The organism is Bradyrhizobium sp. I1.14.4, assembly GCF_050435825.1.
Classification (GTDB): Bacteria; Pseudomonadota; Alphaproteobacteria; order Rhizobiales; family Xanthobacteraceae; genus Bradyrhizobium.
Genome location: NZ_JBNDLA010000005.1, coordinates 57,717 through 75,574 on the forward strand (window position 1 = coordinate 57,717; position 17,858 = coordinate 75,574).

Genomic DNA, 17,858 nt, shown 5'->3' on the forward strand with positions numbered 1-17,858 from the left:
TAGTATTGTCGTCGGAAGCCGTCGAAGCTTCGAGACCGGGCACTCGATTGCGGCACTCGAAGAAATGCACTCCTGAATCAAGCTGATGATCGCACCTGCGATCGGACGGCGCGGCAAATGGAGGACATTATGGCGTGGCGCGACGACAAGGCCCGCGCAACCCTGATCCGCGATGCAGCGGGCAGCGTGCCAGCGGGTAAGAGCCCCCGGGCCTTTGCCGAGCCCTTGTTCGGCTACACCAATATCGAGGATCTCACCAATTACGATGCCGCCTCGCTTGCCCTCCTGGCGGAGCAAGCCTGGGAACACGTGCAGCGGCGCACGGCGGGCAGCGCCGATATCCGCGTCGTCAACCCGACGTTGCCGAACGGGCGCGAGATTTCCGTGCTCGAAATCCTCAACGACAACATGCCCTTCCTGTTCGATTCCACCATGGCGGAGCTCACCGAGCAGGGCATCGAAGTCACCCTCGTCGCTCACCCGACCATCGCCGTGGAGCGCGATGATGAGGGTAAGCTGCTGCGGTTCTACGGTGAAGCGCTGCCGGAGGGAGCAAAGGGCGCGCGCGAAAGCCTGATTCATCTCCACATCACCCGCCTAGACGCGGATGCCGATCGCCAGAAGCTGATTGAGGGTCTGGCCACGACGTTGGGAAATGTCCGCGCCTGCGTCGCCGACTGGCGCGCCATGCGCGACCGCGTCGAGGAAGCGATCAAGACGTTCTCTTCCAATCCGCCGCCCCTGCCGATCGACGAGGTCGCCGAAGCCAATCAGTTCCTGCAATGGCTCTGCGCAGACAATTTCACGTTCCTCGGTTTGCGCGAATATCGCTTCTCGCCCGACAGCGACGCGTCGGACGGCATCACGACCGGCGAAGGCCTCGGTATCTTGCGCGATCCCGACGTGAAGGTCCTGCGCCGCGGCACCGAAATGGTGGTGATGACGTCGGAAATCCGCGAGTTCATGCGGGAGCCGACCCTGCTGATCGTCTTCAAGGCCAATGTCTCCAGCCGCGTCCACCGCCGCATCCGGATGGATTATGTGGGCATCAAGCTCTATTCGCCCGACGGCCGGCTCGAAGGCGAGTTGCGCGTCGTCGGCCTTTTTACCTCGGGCGCCTATACCCGCTCGGTACGGCAGATCCCTTATGTGCGCCACAAGGTTTCCCGGGTGCTGCAGCGCGCAGGCTTCGACCCGAACGGCCATTCCGGCAAGGCGCTGATGCATATTCTCGAAGACTATCCGCGTGACGAGCTATTCCAGATCGACGTCGACACGCTCTACAAATTCGTCATCGAGATTCTGCTCCTCTACGAGCGTCCGCGCGTCCGGGCGCTGGCGCGGGTGGACAAGTTCGATCGCTTCGTCTCCATTCTCACCTTCATTCCGCGCGATAAATACGACACCGACGTCCGCACGCGCGTCGGAGCCTTCCTGGCGCAGACCTACAAGGGGACCCTGTCCGCTTCCTACGTATCATTCCCTGAAGGCGCGCTTGCGCGCGTCCATTTCATCATCGGGCGCTATGAAGGCAAAACTCCCGTCGTCGAGCACACTACGCTCGAAGCCGGGATCAGCGCCATTGCCGCGACCTGGGCTGACAAGCTTAAGGCTGCGCTCACCGCGTCGACCGACGGCATGCGGGCGCGCATGCTCACCAACCGTTATGCCCGGGCCTTTACCGGTGGCTACACCGAAATTTTCAGCGCGGAGCAGGCAATCGTCGATATCGCCACCATCGAAAAGCTGACGCCAGCCCGCCCGGTAACGATTTCGGTTCACCGCTTCGAGGGGGACGATCCCAACCGCCTCGGCTTGAAGGTCTTTTCGGACGCCGCACCGCTGTCGTTGTCATACCGAGTGCCGGTGATCGAGAATCACGGCCTGCGCGTGGTCAACGAACGCACCTATCAAATCGTGCCCGGTAACAGGCCGGAGCCGGTCTGGCTGCACGACATGACGATCGAGACCAGTGACGGCGAACCGATCGAGATCAACCCGGACTTCAGCCATCGCCTTGAGGCCTCGATCATGGCGGTGGTCGCCGATCGCGCCGAATCCGACGGTTACAATGCCCTGATCCTGCGCACCGCCCTGGGCTGGCGGGAAGTCTCGACCATCCGGGCGCTGTCGCGCTATTTGCACCAGATCCGCGCGCCGTTCACCCAGGATTACATGTGGGCGACTTTGCGCAAGAACACCGCAATCACTGCCACCCTGGTCGCGCTGTTCCAAGCCCGCCTCGATCCGCGCCTCGCCTTGACGGATGCCGAGCGCTCGGCGCGCGAGACGGCCCTCCTCGCCGAGATCGAGGAACAGCTCAAATCCGTCGCCTCGCTCGATGAGGACCGCATCGTGCGCCGCTTTACCAATCTGGTGCAGGCAACCGTTCGCACCAATCTGTGGCAGATCGGCGAGGATGGACATCCGCGTCCGGTGATCTCCTTCAAGTTCGAGGCGCGCCGGATCGACGATCTACCCGCTCCACGACCTCTCTATGAGATCTTCGTCTATTCACCTCGTGTCGAAGGTATTCACCTGCGCTTCGGCAAGGTTGCGCGCGGTGGCTTGCGCTGGTCCGATCGGCCGCAGGATTTCCGCACCGAGATTCTCGGCCTGGTGAAAGCGCAGCAGGTCAAGAACGCCGTGATCGTGCCGGTCGGCGCCAAGGGCGGCTTCGTTCCCAAGCGCCTGCCGCCGCCTTCCAGTCGCGACGCCTGGCTCGCGGAAGGCACCGAAGCCTATCGCGTCTTCGTTCGCTCGCTGCTCGAGCTCACCGACAATCTCGACGGCGACATCGTCGTGCCGCCCGAATCCACCGTGCGTCACGACGGCGACGACCCCTACCTCGTCGTGGCCGCCGACAAGGGCACCGCCACCTTCTCCGACCTCGCCAACGCAATCTCGGCCGAGAAGAACCATTGGCTCGGCGATGCCTTCGCATCCGGTGGCAGCCAGGGCTACGACCATAAGAAGATGGGGATCACAGCGCGCGGCGCCTGGGAGGCGGTCAAGCGCCACTTCCGCGAGCTCGGCACCGACATTCAGACCATGCCGTTCACCGCGGTCGGCGTGGGCGACATGTCCGGCGACGTCTTCGGCAATGGCATGCTGCTCTCACCGGCGACAAGGCTCGTGGCTGCTTTTGATCATCGCGACATCTTCATCGATCCTTCGCCCGATCCGGCCATCAGCATCGCTGAGCGCAAGCGGCTGTTCGATCTGCCGCGATCGAGCTGGCAGGACTACAACAAGTCGCTGATCTCCCAGGGCGGCGGCGTGTTCTCGCGCCAGCTCAAGGCGATCCCGCTCGCTCCAGAAGTGCGCACTCTGCTCGATCTCGACAAGCCGCAAGCCACGCCGTTCGAGGTGATGACGGCGATCCTGAAGGCTCGCGCAGACCTCTTGTGGTTTGGCGGCATCGGCACCTATGTGCGCTCCTCCGGGGAAAGCGACGATCAGGTCGGGGACCGCACCAACGATCCGATCCGCATCACGGGTGGCGACGTGCGCGCCCGGGTGATCGGCGAAGGCGCCAACCTCGGCGTCACCCAGCGCGGCCGCATTGAAGCGGCGCAGAAGGGCGTCAAGCTCAACACCGACGCCATCGACAATTCCGCCGGCGTGAACACGTCCGACGTCGAGGTCAATATCAAGATCGCGCTGGCGCGCCCTGAGCGCGAGGGGCGTCTCATTCCCGCCGATCGCAACAGCCTGCTCGCCGCGATGACCGACGCGGTCGGCACGCTGGTGCTGCGCAACAATTATCTGCAGACGCTGGCGCTCTCGCTGGCCGAGCGCAAGGGTGTAGCCGAGACCGGCTTCCTCACTCGCCTGATGCAGTCGCTAGAACAGCGCGGCTTGCTCAGCCGCGCGGTGGAGTTCTTGCCCGACGATGCAGCGCTCACCGAGCGCACACGGCGCGGCCAGTCCCTCGCGCGGCCCGAGCTTGCCGTGCTGCTCGCCTACGCCAAGCTGACGCTCTACGATGACCTGCTCGTCACCAGCGTGCCCGATGACCCCTATCTTGCCCGCGAACTGTCGCAGTATTTTCCGCGCGAGCTTCAGGACAAATTCCCGACAGCGGCCGAATTGCATCGCCTGCGGCGGGAGATCATCGCGACCAGTCTCGCCAATGCGGTGATCAACCGCGGCGGCCCGGCCTGTGTCGTGCGCCTGATCGACGAGACCGACGCCGATATCCCGACCATCGTCATGGCCTATGTGGCGGTCGATGAATGCTATGGGCTGAAGTGGCTCAATGACGCGATCGATGCACTCGACACCTGCATCGACGGGCAGGTGCAGCTGTCGCTCTACGCGTCAGTGCAGGACCTCCTGCTCTCGCGCATGGTCTGGTACGTGCGTAATGTCGATTTCAGGGACGGGCTGGAGGCCGTCGTCGCGCGCTTCGGCCCGGCGATTCGCCAGATCGTCGCCGGGCTCGACACCACCCTGCCGCCGGACCTACAGGCGGCGCGCGGCAAGCGGCGGCAGGAACTCGCCGACGCCGGCGTCCCGGCCGGCCTCGCCTTCGAGCTCGCCGATCTCGACGCTCTGGTCTCGGCACCCGATATCGTGACGGTTGCCGAGCGTACCACCCGCCCCATCGGCGACGCCGCCTCGACCTTCTTCGCCGCCGAGGCGAATTTCCGTCTCGACCGCATCATCGCCGCCGCGCGCAGCGTGCCGGCAAACGATTATTTCGAACGCATGGCGATCGATCGCGCCATTGAGCAGATCGGTGGCGCCGAAAGAAAGTTGGCCGCGGATATGCTGGCAACCGGCCAGTCCGGCCATCCAGCGGTCGAGATATGGCTCGCGGCTCATCCCGAAGCGGCGCGTATACGCCGCTCGGTCGAAGAAATTGCTGCCAGCGGCCTGACGCTCGCCAAGCTGACGGTGGCGGCGAACCTGCTCGGGGACTTGGTCAAAGCCTGAGGTCGTGCGAGGCGGCGACGCAAGAAGTGCAATGCTTGCGCAAGCTGTAGCCGGCGAACGGAGGAATCCAATGATCCACGCCACTTGCCATACCGCCGACAATGTCCGCTGCATCGAGTTCGATGCCACACTCTGGTTCAGCGAGGCTGACGCTCCGAGCATTGTCGATTTGGCCCAACGAGGATGGACCAGCACTGCGATTGCAGATTCGCTCGAGCACCGACGAGGATACGAACGCTTGCACGACCTCGTTGAGTATGCGGCGAAGCGACTGCAATCGGAATCCCTGGAGGACCCAACCTGGGAGACTTTCGAGTGTGTCGTCGACGGGCCGGAAGCTCTGGCCTGGCTCGAGACGAACCGGCCTGAAGTCGTGGCAAGGTTGAAGTCTTGATCCGCGACCTGCAACACCGTCATGGCAATAATCCTGAGCCGGAGCCGGCCATCAGCGCCAGCACGTACCGCCGCTGATTGAAGCGGAACCGGACCGCCCTTTTCTCGCCGCCATCATCATTCACGGAGCTACCGGGGCAAACGATGGGCAATGTTCCCCGAAGGTTCCGTGTGATCGTCCGACATCCTCTACAACGTGAGACTCTCGTGTCGCGCCGCGCGCTCCTGGGCGGGCTTGTGTCGGCAGGCAGCTCCCTCGCGCTTGGTGGATGCGCGGGCTTGGGCGCGACCGGCGCGCGCTACGACGCGTCGACCCTCTCCGTTGACCCCACATTGCTCGTCGCCACCACGCGCAAGCCCGTGAACGGCGGTCGCACGAAACCTTGGTTCGGGCCGGAGCGCGCGACCACAATGACGGTCGCGCGGGCAAAGCTGGTGGCGCCGGACGAGAGCCGTCTTTCTCTCGCCTCGGTTGGACTTGGCGATTGGCGCCTTGATCGGGTCGAACCGGTGCCGGCCGACGTTGGCGATCTCCTTGCGGAGGCCGGCGGGGGAGGAGACGTGCTGATCTATGTGCACGGCTTCAAGCAGACATTCGAGACGGCGGCGCTCGATGCCGCCCATCTCTCCGATGGGATCAAATTCCGCGGCCGGACCATGGTGTTCTCCTGGCCCTCCAGGGCAGGACTGTTCGACTATGCCTATGACCGCGACAGCGCAATGTGGTCCCGCGATGATTTCGAACGCGTGCTCTCTTCCCTCGTGTCGGCATCAGGCGGCGGCCGCGTGCACATCGTTGCGCACAGCATGGGAACCATGCTGACGCTCGAAAGCCTGCGTCAGCTCTATGCGCGATACGGCGACACTGTTACGAGCAGGATCGGCGCGGTCGTGTTTGCCGCGCCTGATATCGACATGGACGTGTTCTCGTCGGCGATCCACCGCATCGGTCCGCTTGCCGGCAAGATCACCGTGATCGCCGCGACGAACGATCGCGCACTGGCGCTGTCGGGGCAAATCGCAGGTGGAATGACCAGGGTCGGCGCCGCCGAGAAGGCCGCCATCGAGCGGCTCGGCGTGCGCGTGGTCGATGCTTCCCAGGAAGGCTGGGGCATCATCAACCACGATCTGTTTCTCTCGAATGCGGAAGTGCAGCGGGTAATCCGCCGCTCGGTCGACGGTACGACCGCGTAAGAGGGCGTCTGCGCCGAGCCGTGCGACGACGCTGGGCGAAAGCGTGATCCTGCGCGCGCCCGCTGCGGCCTCAAGCGAAAAACGGCAGGTTTTGGAGTGCCCAGTTTCGTGCCGAATGGTGCACCCGACACGATTCGAACGTGTGACCTTTGCCTTCGGAGGGCAGGGGCCAGGCGCGCAGACGATCTCTTAGTCACGGCGTATGCACGCGGGGTTTATCTCAGGCGGACAAGCGCAACGCGTTGCAAAGCTGAGAAATCGATCCGCTTCCGGCACGAGATGCACAAGCGTCGACGATTATCACTTGAGCTTGCCACGGGTTGAATTGGACAACGTCAACCAGCCTGATGATAGGAGACTCAAGCCTGCGCGCCTCCGTCGATCGGCATCGCCTTCTTGGGATCGAGCCAGTGGTCGATCGGATCAGCCCAATGCTGCGTCAGCTTCGTGCGCGAGCCAAAAAGCGCGAGCGGTCCGTTGCTCATGTCTAATTTCGGTCGCGCGGCGCGGCAGCCGACGTCGGTCAGATCTGCTTTGGGTTGGCGCCCGCGCCATCGTTCTTGCGGGCCATCTGCTCGATTCCGTTGTTCGGAATCGCGAAATTCGCCGCGATCGTTTAATTTCCCGATGCCAACAAAAATACCAACAAATTGGACAGCTGGGGGCTGACTTTTATCAGTATTTTCAACGTTTCTCGCAAAGAAAAACGGAATCGAACGAATGGTTTAAGTTATTTATTATATTGATGTTTTCGGCTTGGTGCCCCTGGCCGGAATCGAACCAGCACTCCTTGCGGAACTCGATTTTGAGTCGAGCGCGTCTACCAGTTCCGCCACAGGGGCATTCGCGATGGTCCCGGCCGAGAAAGGCCGGGGTCGCGAAGCGCGGCGGACTATAGCGGGCGGTCCGTCACGGTCAACCCGCGCGGATGTGATTGTCTTGCGCCTCGACAGCGGTATTTTCGCGCGATACGACCCGGATTGAGTATGGAGCAGGGGCCATGACCCTCCCGGACGATGCTCGCAGGAGGACTGCCGTGACGCTCGCCACCGCCCATCCGTGGGATGCTTCCGCCACCGGCAATCCGGCGCTGACCTCGGCTTTGGCGATTGCGGTGATCGCGGCCGCGACCTTGGCCGGCGCCTGGTTCTTCCAGCTCGTGCTGGAGATCATGCCCTGTCCGCTCTGTCTCGAGCAGCGCTATGCCTATTACCTCGCGGTCCCGCTCGGCGCGGCGGTCGCGTTCGCGGCGGCGCGCGGCGCGGCGCGCCCGGTGCTGCTTGCGGGGCTAGCGATCCTCGGTCTCGCCGCGCTCGCCAATGCTGGGCTCGGCAGCTATCACGCCGGTGTCGAATGGGGGTTCTGGCCGGGGCCGACCGATTGCACCGGCCCGATGGTGGATTTCGGCAAGGCCGGCTCGCTGCTGGATCAACTCGACAAGGTCAAGGTGGTCCGCTGCGACGAGGTGCAGTGGCGCTTTCTCGGCATTTCGCTCGCCGGCTACAACGTGCTGATCTCGCTCTTGATGGCCGCGATCGCCGGCTGGGGCGTCGTGAGGGCCGCCAAGGCCTGACGCCGGCGGTCTATTTCTTCTTTCCGGGCGTGAAGCTCGGCTGTCCGCTGCCGCCTTTCTGGCTGGGAGCAGCGGCGATCACCTTGACCTTCTCCTTCTTCGGCTTCTTGGATTCCCGGTTGCCGTGTCGTTCGCCCTTGGACATATCGGTCTCCATCCCGCGGTGACTGAATTGATCCGGCAGAGCTTGCCCGCGGAAGCAGATCCTGACGTCGACGTCGATTGGCTCGCGAAGTGATGCAGTCTTCGCGAAGCGTCCTGCGGCGAGAGCGCGCGCGGCCCTCAGTCACCGGTCGATGCCGTCGGGACACGCGATGAACGCCGACCGTAGGCCGATGCGATCCAAATAGCGAGCGCGAAGGCGTCTGGCGCCGCCGCGGCAACAACGTGCAGCGTGCAAGGCAAGCCGGGCAGTGCTCCGGACGCGGCAGGAAGGTCAACAAAAGCAGTGGCTATTGCGGTCGAAGCGGCGCATGCTGCCGATGGGGCCGTACCGGCGCAACGCGCTTCGGAAAAAAGGCAGGCCCACGACCATTCGCTCCCGGCGCGAAGTCGTCGCCTTCCAACATTCATTCCGGATCAAGGACATCGATGGCCAGCTGCCTGCGGGCGTCTATGAGATCATCACCAACGAAGAGGCGATCGAAGGCCTCTCGTTCGCGGCGTTCCGCCGTGTCGCCACGATGATCACTGGCGACGAAGATGGTGGCGATCGGCTCGGTCGCTCTCGCCGATGCCCAGCGTATCGACGCAAGCGTATCCCGTGGCGCGAACGGCAGGCCGCGGCTCGGAGCCGGCCTGTCGGCGGCGCCCGCGGCATCGTGGCCGGAGACGGCCGCGTAGGCGCGCCACCTGCTCAATCTCGATGCGGCGAACCTCGAGGATCTTGTCCGGCTCACCGAGCAGCGGTGAGGTCTGGAGCACTGCACGCTTTGAAGGAGCCGCTCACATGACGCTTACGCAAGGTCGCTTCATCAGCTACGAGTACGACAGGATGGTCGTGCTGTTCTCGATGCGCGACGAGCAGAAGGAAATCACTTGCGCGGTTTCGACCTCGGCGATGGATGAACTGGAAGGCGTGGTGCTGGCGCGAGCAGGCCAGCGCGAAAGCCAATTCATGCGTTTGCGCGAACGCATCGAGGCGTGTGCCGAAGGCAAATACCAGGCTAGGGAGTTCGAGGGCGCGCCGCCCGGGATCATCCTGCGCAGCATCGATTTCCGGAAGCAAAGGTAGAGGCTTCCTCACGGAGACGCCCTGACCTGTGTCAGGTGTTCTGAGGTGGTGAAGGCTGCAATCGCCACCGCCCAATCCTGCGCTACAGGCAAGCCGATGTCGACCACCGTGCCCCGCGTGCCCGTCGAACTGTTGATGCTGGCCAACGCGGCGCTGTCGCGCCTCAAGAGCCGGCGCAATCTCGTCACCACGCTCATGAGCGAGCAGCGCCCGAAATACGGAATTTCCGAGATCAATGATGCCAGCTATCGGCTGAACGCGTTGTGGCGCGCAGTCGCCAGGGAGCGGCTCGAGGAATGGAGCGAAACGCAGCCAGGTTCGGCCTATGCGGAAATCACCAGCCCGTTGTGGCGCGCCGCCGCCGTCGCGAAACTGCAAATCGGCCGGGATGACGACCTGCGATTCGATCCGGACGAGCTGGCGGCCCTCGCTCGGTCATTCCGCGATCAGCCGGAGCAGTGAACTTACGGCGCCGCTTTCACGGAGCCGGCGCGCGACAATGCTTGATTCCGATCCGACCGTGGCTAATCGTCGACGTCGTCCTGCGGCCGTCCGAACAGATGGATGATGCCCGGCGTCGAGATGGTGACGAACAAGAAGCGCGACAGATGATGCGCGCCGACGAAGATCGGGTCGATGTGCAGCGTCAGCGCCAGCGCCAGCATCGCGTCCATCGCGCCGGGAGCGAAGGCGACCACGACGTCGGCAAGGCGCACATGGGTGGTGAAGCCGATCACCGCGACGAACACGGCGGAGATCAGGATCGCGATCGCGAACGAGCCGAGCCCGGCATTGACGTGGCTCAGCAGGGTCGAGGTCTTCATCCGCGCAAAGCGGGTGCCGATCAGCGCGCCGATGCCGACCAGCGCGATATTGCGGAGCCAGGGCGGCAGGCCGCCATCGACCAGGCCTGAGCCATGCAGCAGGCTGGAGGCCAGCATCGCGCCGAACATCCAGCTCGCAGGGAATTTGATCCAGCGCAGCAGCAGCGAGACGCAGATCGAGGCGGCGACCAGGGCGACGAGGCCGAACGGCGAGGCGACCGTCGTCGGCAACGGCGGCGGCGCCGCGTGCGTCACCCCGGTCAGCGCCAGCACCAGCGGCAGCGCCGCGGTCAGGATGATGACGCGCATGGTCTGCACCACGGCGATCGCCGCGACGTCGGCGCCCTTTTCCGCGGCGAGGATCGTGATCTGCGAGAGCGCGCCCGGGCTACCGGCAAGGAAGGCCGAGGTCTGGTCCCAGCCGTGCACGCGCTGCAAATAGAGGCTGGAGCCGAAGGTCGAGCAGAACGTCGCCAGCGCCAGCAGGCCGATGGTGAGCGGATAGGAGCTCATGTGCTGCAGCAATTGCTGCGACATCAGCGAGCCCAGGGAGATCCCGAGCAGCAGCAGCACCGACTGCGTCAGCACCGGCGGTACCGCGAGCGGCCTTCCGGCCAGCGCGGCGATCGCGACCGCCGTCATCGCTCCCGAGATCAGCCCACCCGGCAATCCCGCCCATAAAAACAGCAGGCCGCCGGCGGCGCCGATGACGAGAGTCTCGATCCCGTTCAGAACTTTGCTGCGGTCGGGAATGGCGGTCGCCATCGAAGCGCGGATCAGGGTCACGCCGCCTTATGGCAAATTCGCAACCACGGGACAAATGCATCTCGCGATTGCAGCATTGCGCCCCGGCTCGCCGGCGCACAGATTTTCACCCTCCCGACGGGGAGGGTGAAGGATGTCAAATATGTCTACGCGTTACTTCGTCGCCGCGGGCGCTGCGGCAGCGCCGCCCGCCTTCTTGCACTCGGAGCGGAATTTCTTGCGCTCCTTGCCGTGCAGGCCCTTGGCGTCGGCTTGCTTGGAGCATTCCAGCGACTCGGCGGTGCGCGGCTTGGCCTCCTTGGCCATCTTGGTGTCGGCCTTGGGAGCGGCGTCCTTGGCGGCAGGCGCGGCAGTTTGCGCGAAAGCTCCGCCCATCAGCAGCAGGGAGGCAAGGGCGGTCGCGGTCGCAAGCGAGGAAAACTTCGTCATGGGGCACCTCGTGAGGAAGGAGGCTGAAACGTCGCGCGGCGATGCTGAACCGTGGATGAACATGCGGTGGTCCCGCCGCCACAATATTTTAACGCGCAGGCGCGCCCGCACGTTGTCGCAAGTCGGGGTTGCGCTAGGATAATGGCCTTACGCCAATGCCCCCACGGGAAACCAGGGATGACGGGAGACCAGGGATGACCATTCAGACCAGATTGTTGTGTGTGATTGCAGTGTCGGGGTTTGCAGCCCTTGCGGCGAGCGCGCCGGCGCAGGCCCTGACCACACAGGAATGCAGTGCCAAGTACCAGGCGGCCAAGACGGCCGGCACCCTCAACGGCCAGAAGTGGAATGATTTCCGCAAGGCGCAGTGCGGCGCCGACGCGACCCCGGCTGCGGCACCCGCCGCACCGCCGCCCGCTGCAGCCGCGCCCGCTCCGGCCGCGCCGAAGGAAGCCAAGCAAGCTCCCGCCGCGGCGCCGGCCGCACCGGCAGGGCCCGCCGTGTTTCCGAACGCGGTCGATCCCAAATACGCCAAGGAGTCCGGAGGCAAGGGGCGCATGCACACCTGCGTCGACCAGTACAATGCCAACAAGACCACCGGCGGCAATGGCGGCCTGAAGTGGATCCAGAAGGGCGGCGGCTATTACAGCGAATGCAACAAGCGCCTGAAGGGCGCGTGAGCTAGCCTCTGAGTTACGCGAGGAGTTGCGCGAGCGGCCGGCGCAAGCCGGCCGCTTTTCTTTGGCGCGAGCGCTACTGGCTCTCCGAGAGCAGCTTGTCCGCCGACTGCGCCAGCAGTTGCGCGTGCTTGCGCGGACTACGTTCGAGAAACAGCAGGCTCTGGCCGAAGATGAAGCAGTAGAACAGGAAGGCCTGCGCATCGGCCTCCTCAGTTGACAGCCCGGTGGCGCGGTAGAGCTGGCCGACCTGCCTCAGCCGCGCGGCATCGACGCTCGCGGCGGCGGTGGCGGCGGCCTCGTCGGTGCGCGCCCATTGCCGGATCGCGAGCTCGACCGCCATCGCCTCGGTGTTCATGCGCTCCGAATAGAGCGTGATGATCGCCTTCAGCCGTTCGCGCGCGCTCGCGCCGTCGAGCGCGGTCTGCTTCTCGATCGATGCGATGCGGCCGTCGCGCCAGCGCGTCAGCATGGTCTCGAGCAGCGCGGCGCGATCCCTGAAGCGGCGGTAGAAGCCGCCCTTGGTGACGCCGAGATTCTTCGCCAGCACCTCGACCCGCACGCCGTCGACGCCGCTATGCGCGAGTTCGGCAAAGCCTGCCGCGACCCAAACGTCGCCCTTGCTTTCAATCATGTGATCTCCGCGCAGCGATCCCGATACGGTACCGTATTGCTAGCCCGCTTCGTCCCTGATACGCTACCGTATCAAGAATCGAGGGAGAGTACGATGGAGGGCGAGGCGACCTATCGCGGCACGGTCTATCCCTGGCACTGCGACCACATCGGCCACATGAACGTCATGTGGTATGTCGGCAAGTTCGACGAGGCGAGCTGGAACATGTTCGCGCGGCTCGGCCTGACCCCGAGTTATCTGCGCGAGTCCAGCCGCGGCATGGCCGCCGTGCAGCAGAACATTTCCTACAAGCGCGAACTGCTTGCCGGCGACCTCGTCGAGGTCAAGAGCCGGCTGGTCGGGTTCCGCGACAAGTCGATCCGTATCCTGCACGAGATGCGCAACGCCGAGACCGGCGAGATCGTGGCGACCTGCGAGATCGCAGCCGTGCATATCGATCGCGCCGCGCGCAAGGCGGCGCCGTTTGCGCCGGCGATCCGCTACGCGGCGATGCCGCATCTCGTCCCGTCAGAACCCGTGAGTGCGTGACCGCCATGCTCCGGTTCGAGCCGAAGAACCCCGACTATCGCGCGGTCGCGACCGATACATTCGCGCGCCAGCGCGCCATGCAGACGCTCGGCATCTCGATCGCGCGCATGGAGCCCGGTGAGGTCGATCTCGCAATGCCCTACGCGCCGGAATTCTGCCAGCAGAACGGCTTCGTGCATGCCGGCGTCATCACCGCAGGCCTTGACAATGCCTGCGGGATCGCCGCCTTCACGCTGATGCCCGAAGGTTCCGACATCCTCACCGTGGAGTTCAAGACCAATCTGCTGGCGCCGGCGCGCGGCGAACGATTCGTGTTCCGCGGCGTCGTGGTCAAGCCCGGCCGCACGCTGACGGTCTGCGACGGCCGCGCCTATGCGGTGCAGGACGGCATTGAGACGCTGGTCGCGACCATGAGCGGCACGCTGATGGCGCTGGCACGGCGGGAGCGATAGGCGAGGGTAGAAACCACACCACCGTCATTGCGAGCGAAGCGAAGCAATCCATTGCTTCCATTCGTACCGAGAGGTGGATTGCTTCGTCGCTTCAGCGCAAAATTGCTTTGCAATTCTGTCGCGAGCTCCTCGCAGTGACGCAGCTTTGTGCATTGCCGCACATTGACAAGCCTCTCCCACACCGACCTGATAGGTGGATGCTTCGCGTGAGCGCCTTGTCATGATCGCCAGCCTTGGTCTGATCCTGTTCTGTCAGCTGGTCGGTGAGGTTGCCGTGCGCGCGCTCGCCGTGCCGGTGCCGGGCCCGGTGGTCGGGCTGGTGCTCCTGCTGTTGCTGCTGCTGGCGCGCGACCGGTATCCTGTGCTCTCGCGCGGGCCGCTCGGCAATGACGGCGTCGAGAGCGCAAGCCGCGGCATGCTCGCCAATCTCTCGCTGCTGTTCATTCCGGCCGGGGTCGGCGTGGTGCAGAAACTCGACCTGCTTGCCGAGCACGGCATCGCGATCCTGGTGATCCTCGCGGTTTCGGTCATCGTCACGCTGCTGGCGACGGTCGCGACCTTCGTTGCGGCAAGCAGCCTGTTTTCGCGCGAGGAGGAGCCGTGAGCGACAATCCGTTCTCGCTCTGGGTCTATCTCTCGCAGTCGCCGCTGCTCTGGCTGACGGTGACGCTCGTGACCTATGCCGCGACCGATGCGGTGTCGCTGAAGACGCGCCGGCACCCGCTCGCCAATCCCGTGCTGCATTCGCTGTGGATCATCGGCGTGTTCCTGCTGCTGACCAACACCTCCTACACCACCTATTTCGCCGGCGCGCAGTTCGTGCACTTCCTGCTCGGGCCGGCGACGGTGGCGCTCGCGGTGCCGCTGTACGAGAACCGCAAGCGGGTTGCGGCTGCGGTCGTGCCGATGCTGGTTGCGCTCGCGGTCGGCTCGCTCACGGCGATCGTCTCGGTGGTGCTGCTCGCGCGGGCCTTCGGCCTGCCGCGCGACATCATTTTGTCGCTGGCGCCGAAATCGGTGACGGCCGGCGTCGCGATGGGCATCAGCGAGTCGCTGCATGCCGATCCGTCGCTGACGGCGGTGTCGGTGATCCTCACCGGCATCATGGGAGCGATCATCGTCACGCCGCTGATGAACTTCACCGGCATCACCGACTATCGCGGCCGCGGCTTTGCCGCCGGCATCGCCGCGCATGGCATCGGCACCGCGCGCGCCTTTCAGGTCGACGAGATCGCCGGCGTCTTTGCCGGGATCGCGATGAGCCTGAACGCGCTGGTCACCTCGCTGCTGGTGCCGCTGGCCGTGACATATCTGCTGCGCTGACGCCGGCTGCAGGGCAGTTTTGTGCTATTGGTATGGCATTAGGCAGCAAATCCTTCTAGGGTCGCCGCAAACGCGAGTCTGTTCCCCTTGGTCTTCTCCGCAACTCAAAGCCTGCTCGGGCTGGCATCGGGCATGCTGGTCGGCTTTTCGCTGGGCCTGGTCGGCGGCGGCGGGTCGATCCTTGCCGTGCCGCTGATGGTCTATGTGGTCGGGGTGGCCCAGCCACATGTCGCGATCGGCACCTCCGCGATCGCAGTCGCCGCCAACGCCGCGATCAACCTCTCCAACCACGCCCGTGGCGGCACCGTGATCTGGTCCTGCGCGCTGCTGTTCGCGCTGTCGGGCATGTGTGGTGCATTCGGCGGTTCGATCCTCGGCAAGATGCTGGACGGGCAGAAGCTGCTCGCGATGTTCTCGCTGGTGATGCTGGTGATCGCGGGCCTGATGCTGAAGACCCGCGCGCGCGTCGGGCTGACCGATGTCAAGATCTCGATGGCCAACACGCCCGCGATCATCGGTCTCGGGCTTACCGCGGGAACCATGTCCGGCTTCTTCGGCATCGGCGGCGGCTTCCTGATCGTGCCGGCGCTGATGCTGGCGACCGGGATGCCGATCATGAACGCGGTCAGCTCCTCGCTGGTGGCCGTCACCGCCTTCGGCATGACCACGGCCCTGAGCTATGCGTGGTCCGGGCTGGTGTCGTGGGGCCTGGCGGGGCTATTCGTCGCCGGCGGCATCGCAGGCGGCCTGGTCGGCACGCGCAGCGCCCGGCACCTGTCGGAACGGCGCGGCGCGCTTAATATCGTGTTTGCGACCGTGATTATCGCCGTGGCGATCTATATGCTGCTGCGTAACGTCAATGTGTCCTGAACGTAGAAGGGCGAACAGCCCTTGCGAAAGCCAGCTATGAACCATCTGACGAAATCGCCCCTGATCAACGCCGGCGCCACCCGCCGCGACGCGCTCGGCCTGCTCAGTGCCGGCCTCGCGCTGCTGGCTGCGGGAGGCGCGCGCGCCGAGGACGACAACGTTCTGACCGAAGAGCAGGTGCTGCGCGATCCGGATATTCCGGTGATCGGCAATCCCAAGGGCGATATCACCATCGTCGAATGGTTCGACTACAACTGCCCGTATTGCCGCAAGCTCGCGCCGGAACTCCGCCAGGTGGTGCAGGACGACGGCAAGGTTCGCCTCGTGCTGAAGGACTGGCCGATCCTTGGGCCGGTCTCCAAGGTCGCCGCGCGGATGGCGCTGGCGGCAAAGTACCAGGACAAGTTCGAGGCCGCGCATGAGGCGATGATCTCGACCAATTCGCGCATCACCGAGCCGCGCATCGCCGAGCTGCTTTCGGCTGCCGGTCTCGACATGGACCGGCTGAAGAAGGATCTCGACGCCAACGCCAAGACGATCGACGCGATTTTGGTGCGCAACAACGAGCAGGCGCTGGCGTTCGGCTTCAACGGCACGCCGTCATTCATCGTCGGCAAGTACCGCGTGCCGGGTGTGCTCAGCATGGATCAGTTCGAGCAGGCGATCGCCGACGCCCGCAAGGCCAATATGGGCCGCAAGATCGAGCAGAACTAGAGAAGGGCCTTCGGGCATGTTGATAAAAATGGCCCCTCCAGCGCTGGAGAGGCCATTTGCTTTTGTGCCGGCTTGAAAACCACGGCTATTTCTCGGCGACCTTGGTCCACTGCTCGCGGGCGCGCTCCTTCAACAGGTTCCAGTCATGGGCCGCGACGTCCCAATTGACGATGGTGCGCGTGTCCCGCGCGACCTCGCCATTGGCCACGCTCGACGTCCGCATCGAATCGGTGACATAGACGCCGCATACCAGCAGCAGCGCGCCCAGAATCATGCCGAAAAAGGTCCGCATCGCCTAATCCCTCCGGTGTCGGCGGGATAACGTCGTGGGGTTCGCTGTGGTTCCGGCGTTCGATCAACTGCGCGCGAACACCCGTATCACATAATTGATGAACACGCGCACCCGCGGTGAAAGCTGGCGGTTGCGCGGATAGAGCAGGGATACCGGCACCGATGGCGGTGGCCATTGCTGCAGCACCGACACGAGCGTGCCGTTTGCGAGATCGGTTTCGGCGTGGAAGCGCGGCACCTGTACGAGGCCGAGGCCGAGCCTGGCGCTCGCCAGATAACTCTCGGGGCCGGTCACCGACATCGGCGCGGGCAGCGGAAACTGCCTCACGGCGCCGTCGATTAGAAACTCCATCGGCCGCAGGCGGCCCGTCGTCAGCGAGCGAATGCCGATCGTGCGATGACCGTCGAGCGCGAACGGATCGGTCGGCGTGCCGAAGCGCGCGAAGTAATCCGGCGTGGCGCAGGTCAGCCGCTCCAGCATCGTCACCTGCCGCGCGATCATGTCGCTGTCGGGCAATCGGCCGAAGCGCAGCACGCAGTCGACGCCTTCGCGGATCAGATCGACCCAGCGGTCGCTCTCGCTCATGTTGATTTCGATATCGGGATATTCGGCGAGGAAGCCCGGCAGGTTCGGCAGCAGGAAGTGCCGCGCCAGCGTGCCCTGCACTTCGAGCCGCAGCAGGCCCTTCGGCCGCGCGCCGCCGAACGCGCCCTCGGCGTCTTCGAGGTCCGAGATCAGCGACAGGCAGCGGCGGTAGTGCGCCTCGCCATCGAGGGTCGGGCGCACCGTGCGCGTGGTGCGCTCGAGCAGCCGGACGCCGAGCCGCGCTTCCAGCCCCTTCACCGCGTCGGTCACCGTCGAGCGTGGCAGAGCGAGATCGTCGGCGGCCAGCGAAAAGCTGCGCCGCTCCACCACGCGGGTGAACACGCGCATCGCGTCGAAACGGTCCATCCATTATCCGAAAATCGCGAATAGTGATGCCAGAAGATGCATGATTATCCGGTCACTGCCAAGG

The 17,858-nt window shown here is 64.7% G+C and carries 20 protein-coding genes, 2 tRNA genes and 1 pseudogene; 14 read left to right on the forward strand and 9 right to left on the reverse strand.

The window, feature by feature from the left end; genetic code table 11:
- Positions 1–117 precede the first annotated feature (117 nt).
- From ABIB78_RS12390 to ABIB78_RS12400, 3 genes are all read left to right on the forward strand, one after another.
- A complete protein-coding gene (locus ABIB78_RS12390) occupies positions 118–4,941 on the forward strand; it encodes an NAD-glutamate dehydrogenase (RefSeq protein ID WP_429024619.1) in 4,824 nt (1,607 codons plus the stop codon).
- A 70-nt stretch (positions 4,942–5,011) separates the two neighbouring features.
- Positions 5,012–5,335, forward strand: coding sequence for a hypothetical protein (locus tag ABIB78_RS12395; RefSeq protein ID WP_429024621.1), 324 nt, complete (start codon positions 5,012–5,014; stop codon positions 5,333–5,335).
- A gap of 236 nt (positions 5,336–5,571) precedes the next feature.
- Complete coding sequence (locus tag ABIB78_RS12400) at positions 5,572–6,528, forward strand: alpha/beta hydrolase (RefSeq protein WP_429025334.1); 957 nt, start codon at positions 5,572–5,574, stop codon at positions 6,526–6,528.
- 116 nt (positions 6,529–6,644) lie between these two features.
- Here ABIB78_RS12400 and ABIB78_RS12405 read toward each other — a convergent pair.
- The 3 genes from ABIB78_RS12405 to ABIB78_RS12415 all read right to left on the reverse strand — a co-directional run bounded on the left by ABIB78_RS12405 (position 6,645) and on the right by ABIB78_RS12415 (position 7,370).
- A tRNA-Arg gene (locus ABIB78_RS12405) sits at positions 6,645–6,764 on the reverse strand.
- Between the two features lie 123 nt (positions 6,765–6,887).
- Complete coding sequence (locus ABIB78_RS12410) at positions 6,888–7,013, reverse strand: hypothetical protein (protein ID WP_429024622.1); 126 nt, start codon at positions 7,011–7,013, stop codon at positions 6,888–6,890.
- A gap of 272 nt (positions 7,014–7,285) precedes the next feature.
- Positions 7,286–7,370, reverse strand: a tRNA-Leu gene (locus ABIB78_RS12415).
- A 158-nt stretch (positions 7,371–7,528) separates the two neighbouring features.
- On the opposite strand from ABIB78_RS12415, the gene ABIB78_RS12420 reads away from it, so the two are divergent.
- Complete coding sequence (locus tag ABIB78_RS12420; RefSeq protein ID WP_429024624.1) at positions 7,529–8,101, forward strand: disulfide bond formation protein B; 573 nt, start codon at positions 7,529–7,531, stop codon at positions 8,099–8,101.
- 10 nt (positions 8,102–8,111) lie between these two features.
- Here ABIB78_RS12420 and ABIB78_RS12425 read toward each other — a convergent pair whose 3' ends face one another.
- Entirely contained in the window at positions 8,112–8,246 is a 135-nt protein-coding gene (locus ABIB78_RS12425) for a hypothetical protein (RefSeq protein ID WP_429024626.1), read from the reverse strand.
- Positions 8,247–8,583: 337 nt separating this feature from the next.
- Here ABIB78_RS12425 and ABIB78_RS12430 point away from each other — a divergent pair.
- From ABIB78_RS12430 to ABIB78_RS12440, 3 genes and pseudogenes are all read left to right on the forward strand, one after another.
- Positions 8,584–8,944, forward strand: a pseudogene (locus ABIB78_RS12430) (hypothetical protein).
- Between the two features lie 106 nt (positions 8,945–9,050).
- Complete coding sequence (locus ABIB78_RS12435; protein WP_429024628.1) at positions 9,051–9,335, forward strand: DUF1488 family protein; 285 nt, start codon at positions 9,051–9,053, stop codon at positions 9,333–9,335.
- A 96-nt stretch (positions 9,336–9,431) separates the two neighbouring features.
- Positions 9,432–9,797 carry a hypothetical protein gene (locus ABIB78_RS12440; RefSeq protein ID WP_429024629.1) on the forward strand — a complete coding sequence of 122 codons (366 nt, stop codon included), beginning with the start codon at positions 9,432–9,434 and terminating at the stop codon, positions 9,795–9,797.
- Positions 9,798–9,859: 62 nt separating this feature from the next.
- Here ABIB78_RS12440 and ABIB78_RS12445 read toward each other — a convergent pair whose 3' ends face one another.
- Both ABIB78_RS12445 and ABIB78_RS12450 read right to left on the reverse strand, forming a co-directional pair.
- Positions 9,860–10,945, reverse strand: a complete 1,086-nt coding sequence (locus tag ABIB78_RS12445; protein WP_429024631.1) for an AbrB family transcriptional regulator — start codon at positions 10,943–10,945, stop codon at positions 9,860–9,862.
- 132 nt (positions 10,946–11,077) lie between these two features.
- Complete coding sequence (locus ABIB78_RS12450) at positions 11,078–11,353, reverse strand: PsiF family protein (protein WP_429024633.1); 276 nt, start codon at positions 11,351–11,353, stop codon at positions 11,078–11,080.
- 194 nt (positions 11,354–11,547) lie between these two features.
- Between ABIB78_RS12450 and ABIB78_RS12455 the strand changes: the two genes are divergently transcribed.
- A complete protein-coding gene (locus tag ABIB78_RS12455; protein ID WP_429024634.1) occupies positions 11,548–12,033 on the forward strand; it encodes a hypothetical protein in 486 nt (161 codons plus the stop codon).
- A 73-nt stretch (positions 12,034–12,106) separates the two neighbouring features.
- Here ABIB78_RS12455 and ABIB78_RS12460 read toward each other — a convergent pair whose 3' ends face one another.
- The gene (locus tag ABIB78_RS12460) at positions 12,107–12,664 is read right to left on the reverse strand and encodes a TetR/AcrR family transcriptional regulator (protein ID WP_429024636.1); all 558 of its coding nucleotides are present in this window, start codon (positions 12,662–12,664) and stop codon (positions 12,107–12,109) included.
- Between the two features lie 93 nt (positions 12,665–12,757).
- On the opposite strand from ABIB78_RS12460, the gene ABIB78_RS12465 reads away from it, so the two are divergent.
- The 6 genes from ABIB78_RS12465 to ABIB78_RS12490 all read left to right on the forward strand — a co-directional run bounded on the left by ABIB78_RS12465 (position 12,758) and on the right by ABIB78_RS12490 (position 16,551).
- The gene (locus tag ABIB78_RS12465; RefSeq protein WP_429024638.1) at positions 12,758–13,192 is read left to right on the forward strand and encodes an acyl-CoA thioesterase; all 435 of its coding nucleotides are present in this window, start codon (positions 12,758–12,760) and stop codon (positions 13,190–13,192) included.
- Between the two features lie 5 nt (positions 13,193–13,197).
- Complete coding sequence (locus tag ABIB78_RS12470) at positions 13,198–13,644, forward strand: PaaI family thioesterase (RefSeq protein ID WP_429025336.1); 447 nt, start codon at positions 13,198–13,200, stop codon at positions 13,642–13,644.
- 220 nt (positions 13,645–13,864) lie between these two features.
- The gene (locus ABIB78_RS12475) at positions 13,865–14,248 is read left to right on the forward strand and encodes a CidA/LrgA family protein (protein WP_429024640.1); all 384 of its coding nucleotides are present in this window, start codon (positions 13,865–13,867) and stop codon (positions 14,246–14,248) included.
- A complete protein-coding gene (locus ABIB78_RS12480) occupies positions 14,245–14,967 on the forward strand; it encodes an LrgB family protein (protein WP_429024642.1) in 723 nt (240 codons plus the stop codon). Before ABIB78_RS12475 ends, ABIB78_RS12480 begins: the two co-directional genes overlap by 4 nt.
- 132 nt (positions 14,968–15,099) lie before the next feature.
- Positions 15,100–15,837 carry a sulfite exporter TauE/SafE family protein gene (locus ABIB78_RS12485; protein ID WP_429025339.1) on the forward strand — a complete coding sequence of 246 codons (738 nt, stop codon included), beginning with the start codon at positions 15,100–15,102 and terminating at the stop codon, positions 15,835–15,837.
- 36 nt (positions 15,838–15,873) lie between these two features.
- Positions 15,874–16,551: a DsbA family protein gene (locus tag ABIB78_RS12490; protein WP_429024644.1), complete on the forward strand. Its 678-nt coding sequence runs from the start codon at positions 15,874–15,876 to the stop codon at positions 16,549–16,551.
- Positions 16,552–16,636: 85 nt separating this feature from the next.
- Here the strand turns inward: ABIB78_RS12490 and ABIB78_RS12495 are convergent, their stop codons facing one another.
- Together ABIB78_RS12495 and ABIB78_RS12500 are read right to left on the reverse strand one after the other, a co-directional pair.
- The gene (locus ABIB78_RS12495) at positions 16,637–16,843 is read right to left on the reverse strand and encodes a hypothetical protein (RefSeq protein ID WP_429024646.1); all 207 of its coding nucleotides are present in this window, start codon (positions 16,841–16,843) and stop codon (positions 16,637–16,639) included.
- A gap of 63 nt (positions 16,844–16,906) precedes the next feature.
- Positions 16,907–17,794, reverse strand: coding sequence for a LysR family transcriptional regulator (locus ABIB78_RS12500; protein WP_429024647.1), 888 nt, complete (start codon positions 17,792–17,794; stop codon positions 16,907–16,909).
- Positions 17,795–17,858: the final 64 nt, after the last annotated feature.

Coding starts and splice junctions, on each gene's coding strand:
- ABIB78_RS12390 (WP_429024619.1), top strand. CDS start 118: ATGGAGGACATTATGGCGTGGCGCGACGACAAGGCCCGCGCAACCCTG.
- ABIB78_RS12395 (WP_429024621.1), top strand. CDS start 5,012: ATGATCCACGCCACTTGCCATACCGCCGACAATGTCCGCTGCATCGAG.
- ABIB78_RS12410 (WP_429024622.1), bottom strand. CDS start 7,013: ATGAGCAACGGACCGCTCGCGCTTTTTGGCTCGCGCACGAAGCTGACG.
- ABIB78_RS12420 (WP_429024624.1), top strand. CDS start 7,529: ATGACCCTCCCGGACGATGCTCGCAGGAGGACTGCCGTGACGCTCGCC.
- ABIB78_RS12425 (WP_429024626.1), bottom strand. CDS start 8,246: ATGTCCAAGGGCGAACGACACGGCAACCGGGAATCCAAGAAGCCGAAG.
- ABIB78_RS12435 (WP_429024628.1), top strand. CDS start 9,051: ATGACGCTTACGCAAGGTCGCTTCATCAGCTACGAGTACGACAGGATG.
- ABIB78_RS12440 (WP_429024629.1), top strand. CDS start 9,432: ATGTCGACCACCGTGCCCCGCGTGCCCGTCGAACTGTTGATGCTGGCC.
- ABIB78_RS12450 (WP_429024633.1), bottom strand. CDS start 11,353: ATGACGAAGTTTTCCTCGCTTGCGACCGCGACCGCCCTTGCCTCCCTG.
- ABIB78_RS12455 (WP_429024634.1), top strand. CDS start 11,548: ATGACCATTCAGACCAGATTGTTGTGTGTGATTGCAGTGTCGGGGTTT.
- ABIB78_RS12460 (WP_429024636.1), bottom strand. CDS start 12,664: ATGATTGAAAGCAAGGGCGACGTTTGGGTCGCGGCAGGCTTTGCCGAA.
- ABIB78_RS12465 (WP_429024638.1), top strand. CDS start 12,758: ATGGAGGGCGAGGCGACCTATCGCGGCACGGTCTATCCCTGGCACTGC.
- ABIB78_RS12470 (WP_429025336.1), top strand. CDS start 13,198: ATGCTCCGGTTCGAGCCGAAGAACCCCGACTATCGCGCGGTCGCGACC.
- ABIB78_RS12475 (WP_429024640.1), top strand. CDS start 13,865: ATGATCGCCAGCCTTGGTCTGATCCTGTTCTGTCAGCTGGTCGGTGAG.
- ABIB78_RS12485 (WP_429025339.1), top strand. CDS start 15,100: ATGCTGGTCGGCTTTTCGCTGGGCCTGGTCGGCGGCGGCGGGTCGATC.
- ABIB78_RS12490 (WP_429024644.1), top strand. CDS start 15,874: ATGAACCATCTGACGAAATCGCCCCTGATCAACGCCGGCGCCACCCGC.
- ABIB78_RS12495 (WP_429024646.1), bottom strand. CDS start 16,843: ATGCGGACCTTTTTCGGCATGATTCTGGGCGCGCTGCTGCTGGTATGC.
- ABIB78_RS12500 (WP_429024647.1), bottom strand. CDS start 17,794: ATGGACCGTTTCGACGCGATGCGCGTGTTCACCCGCGTGGTGGAGCGG.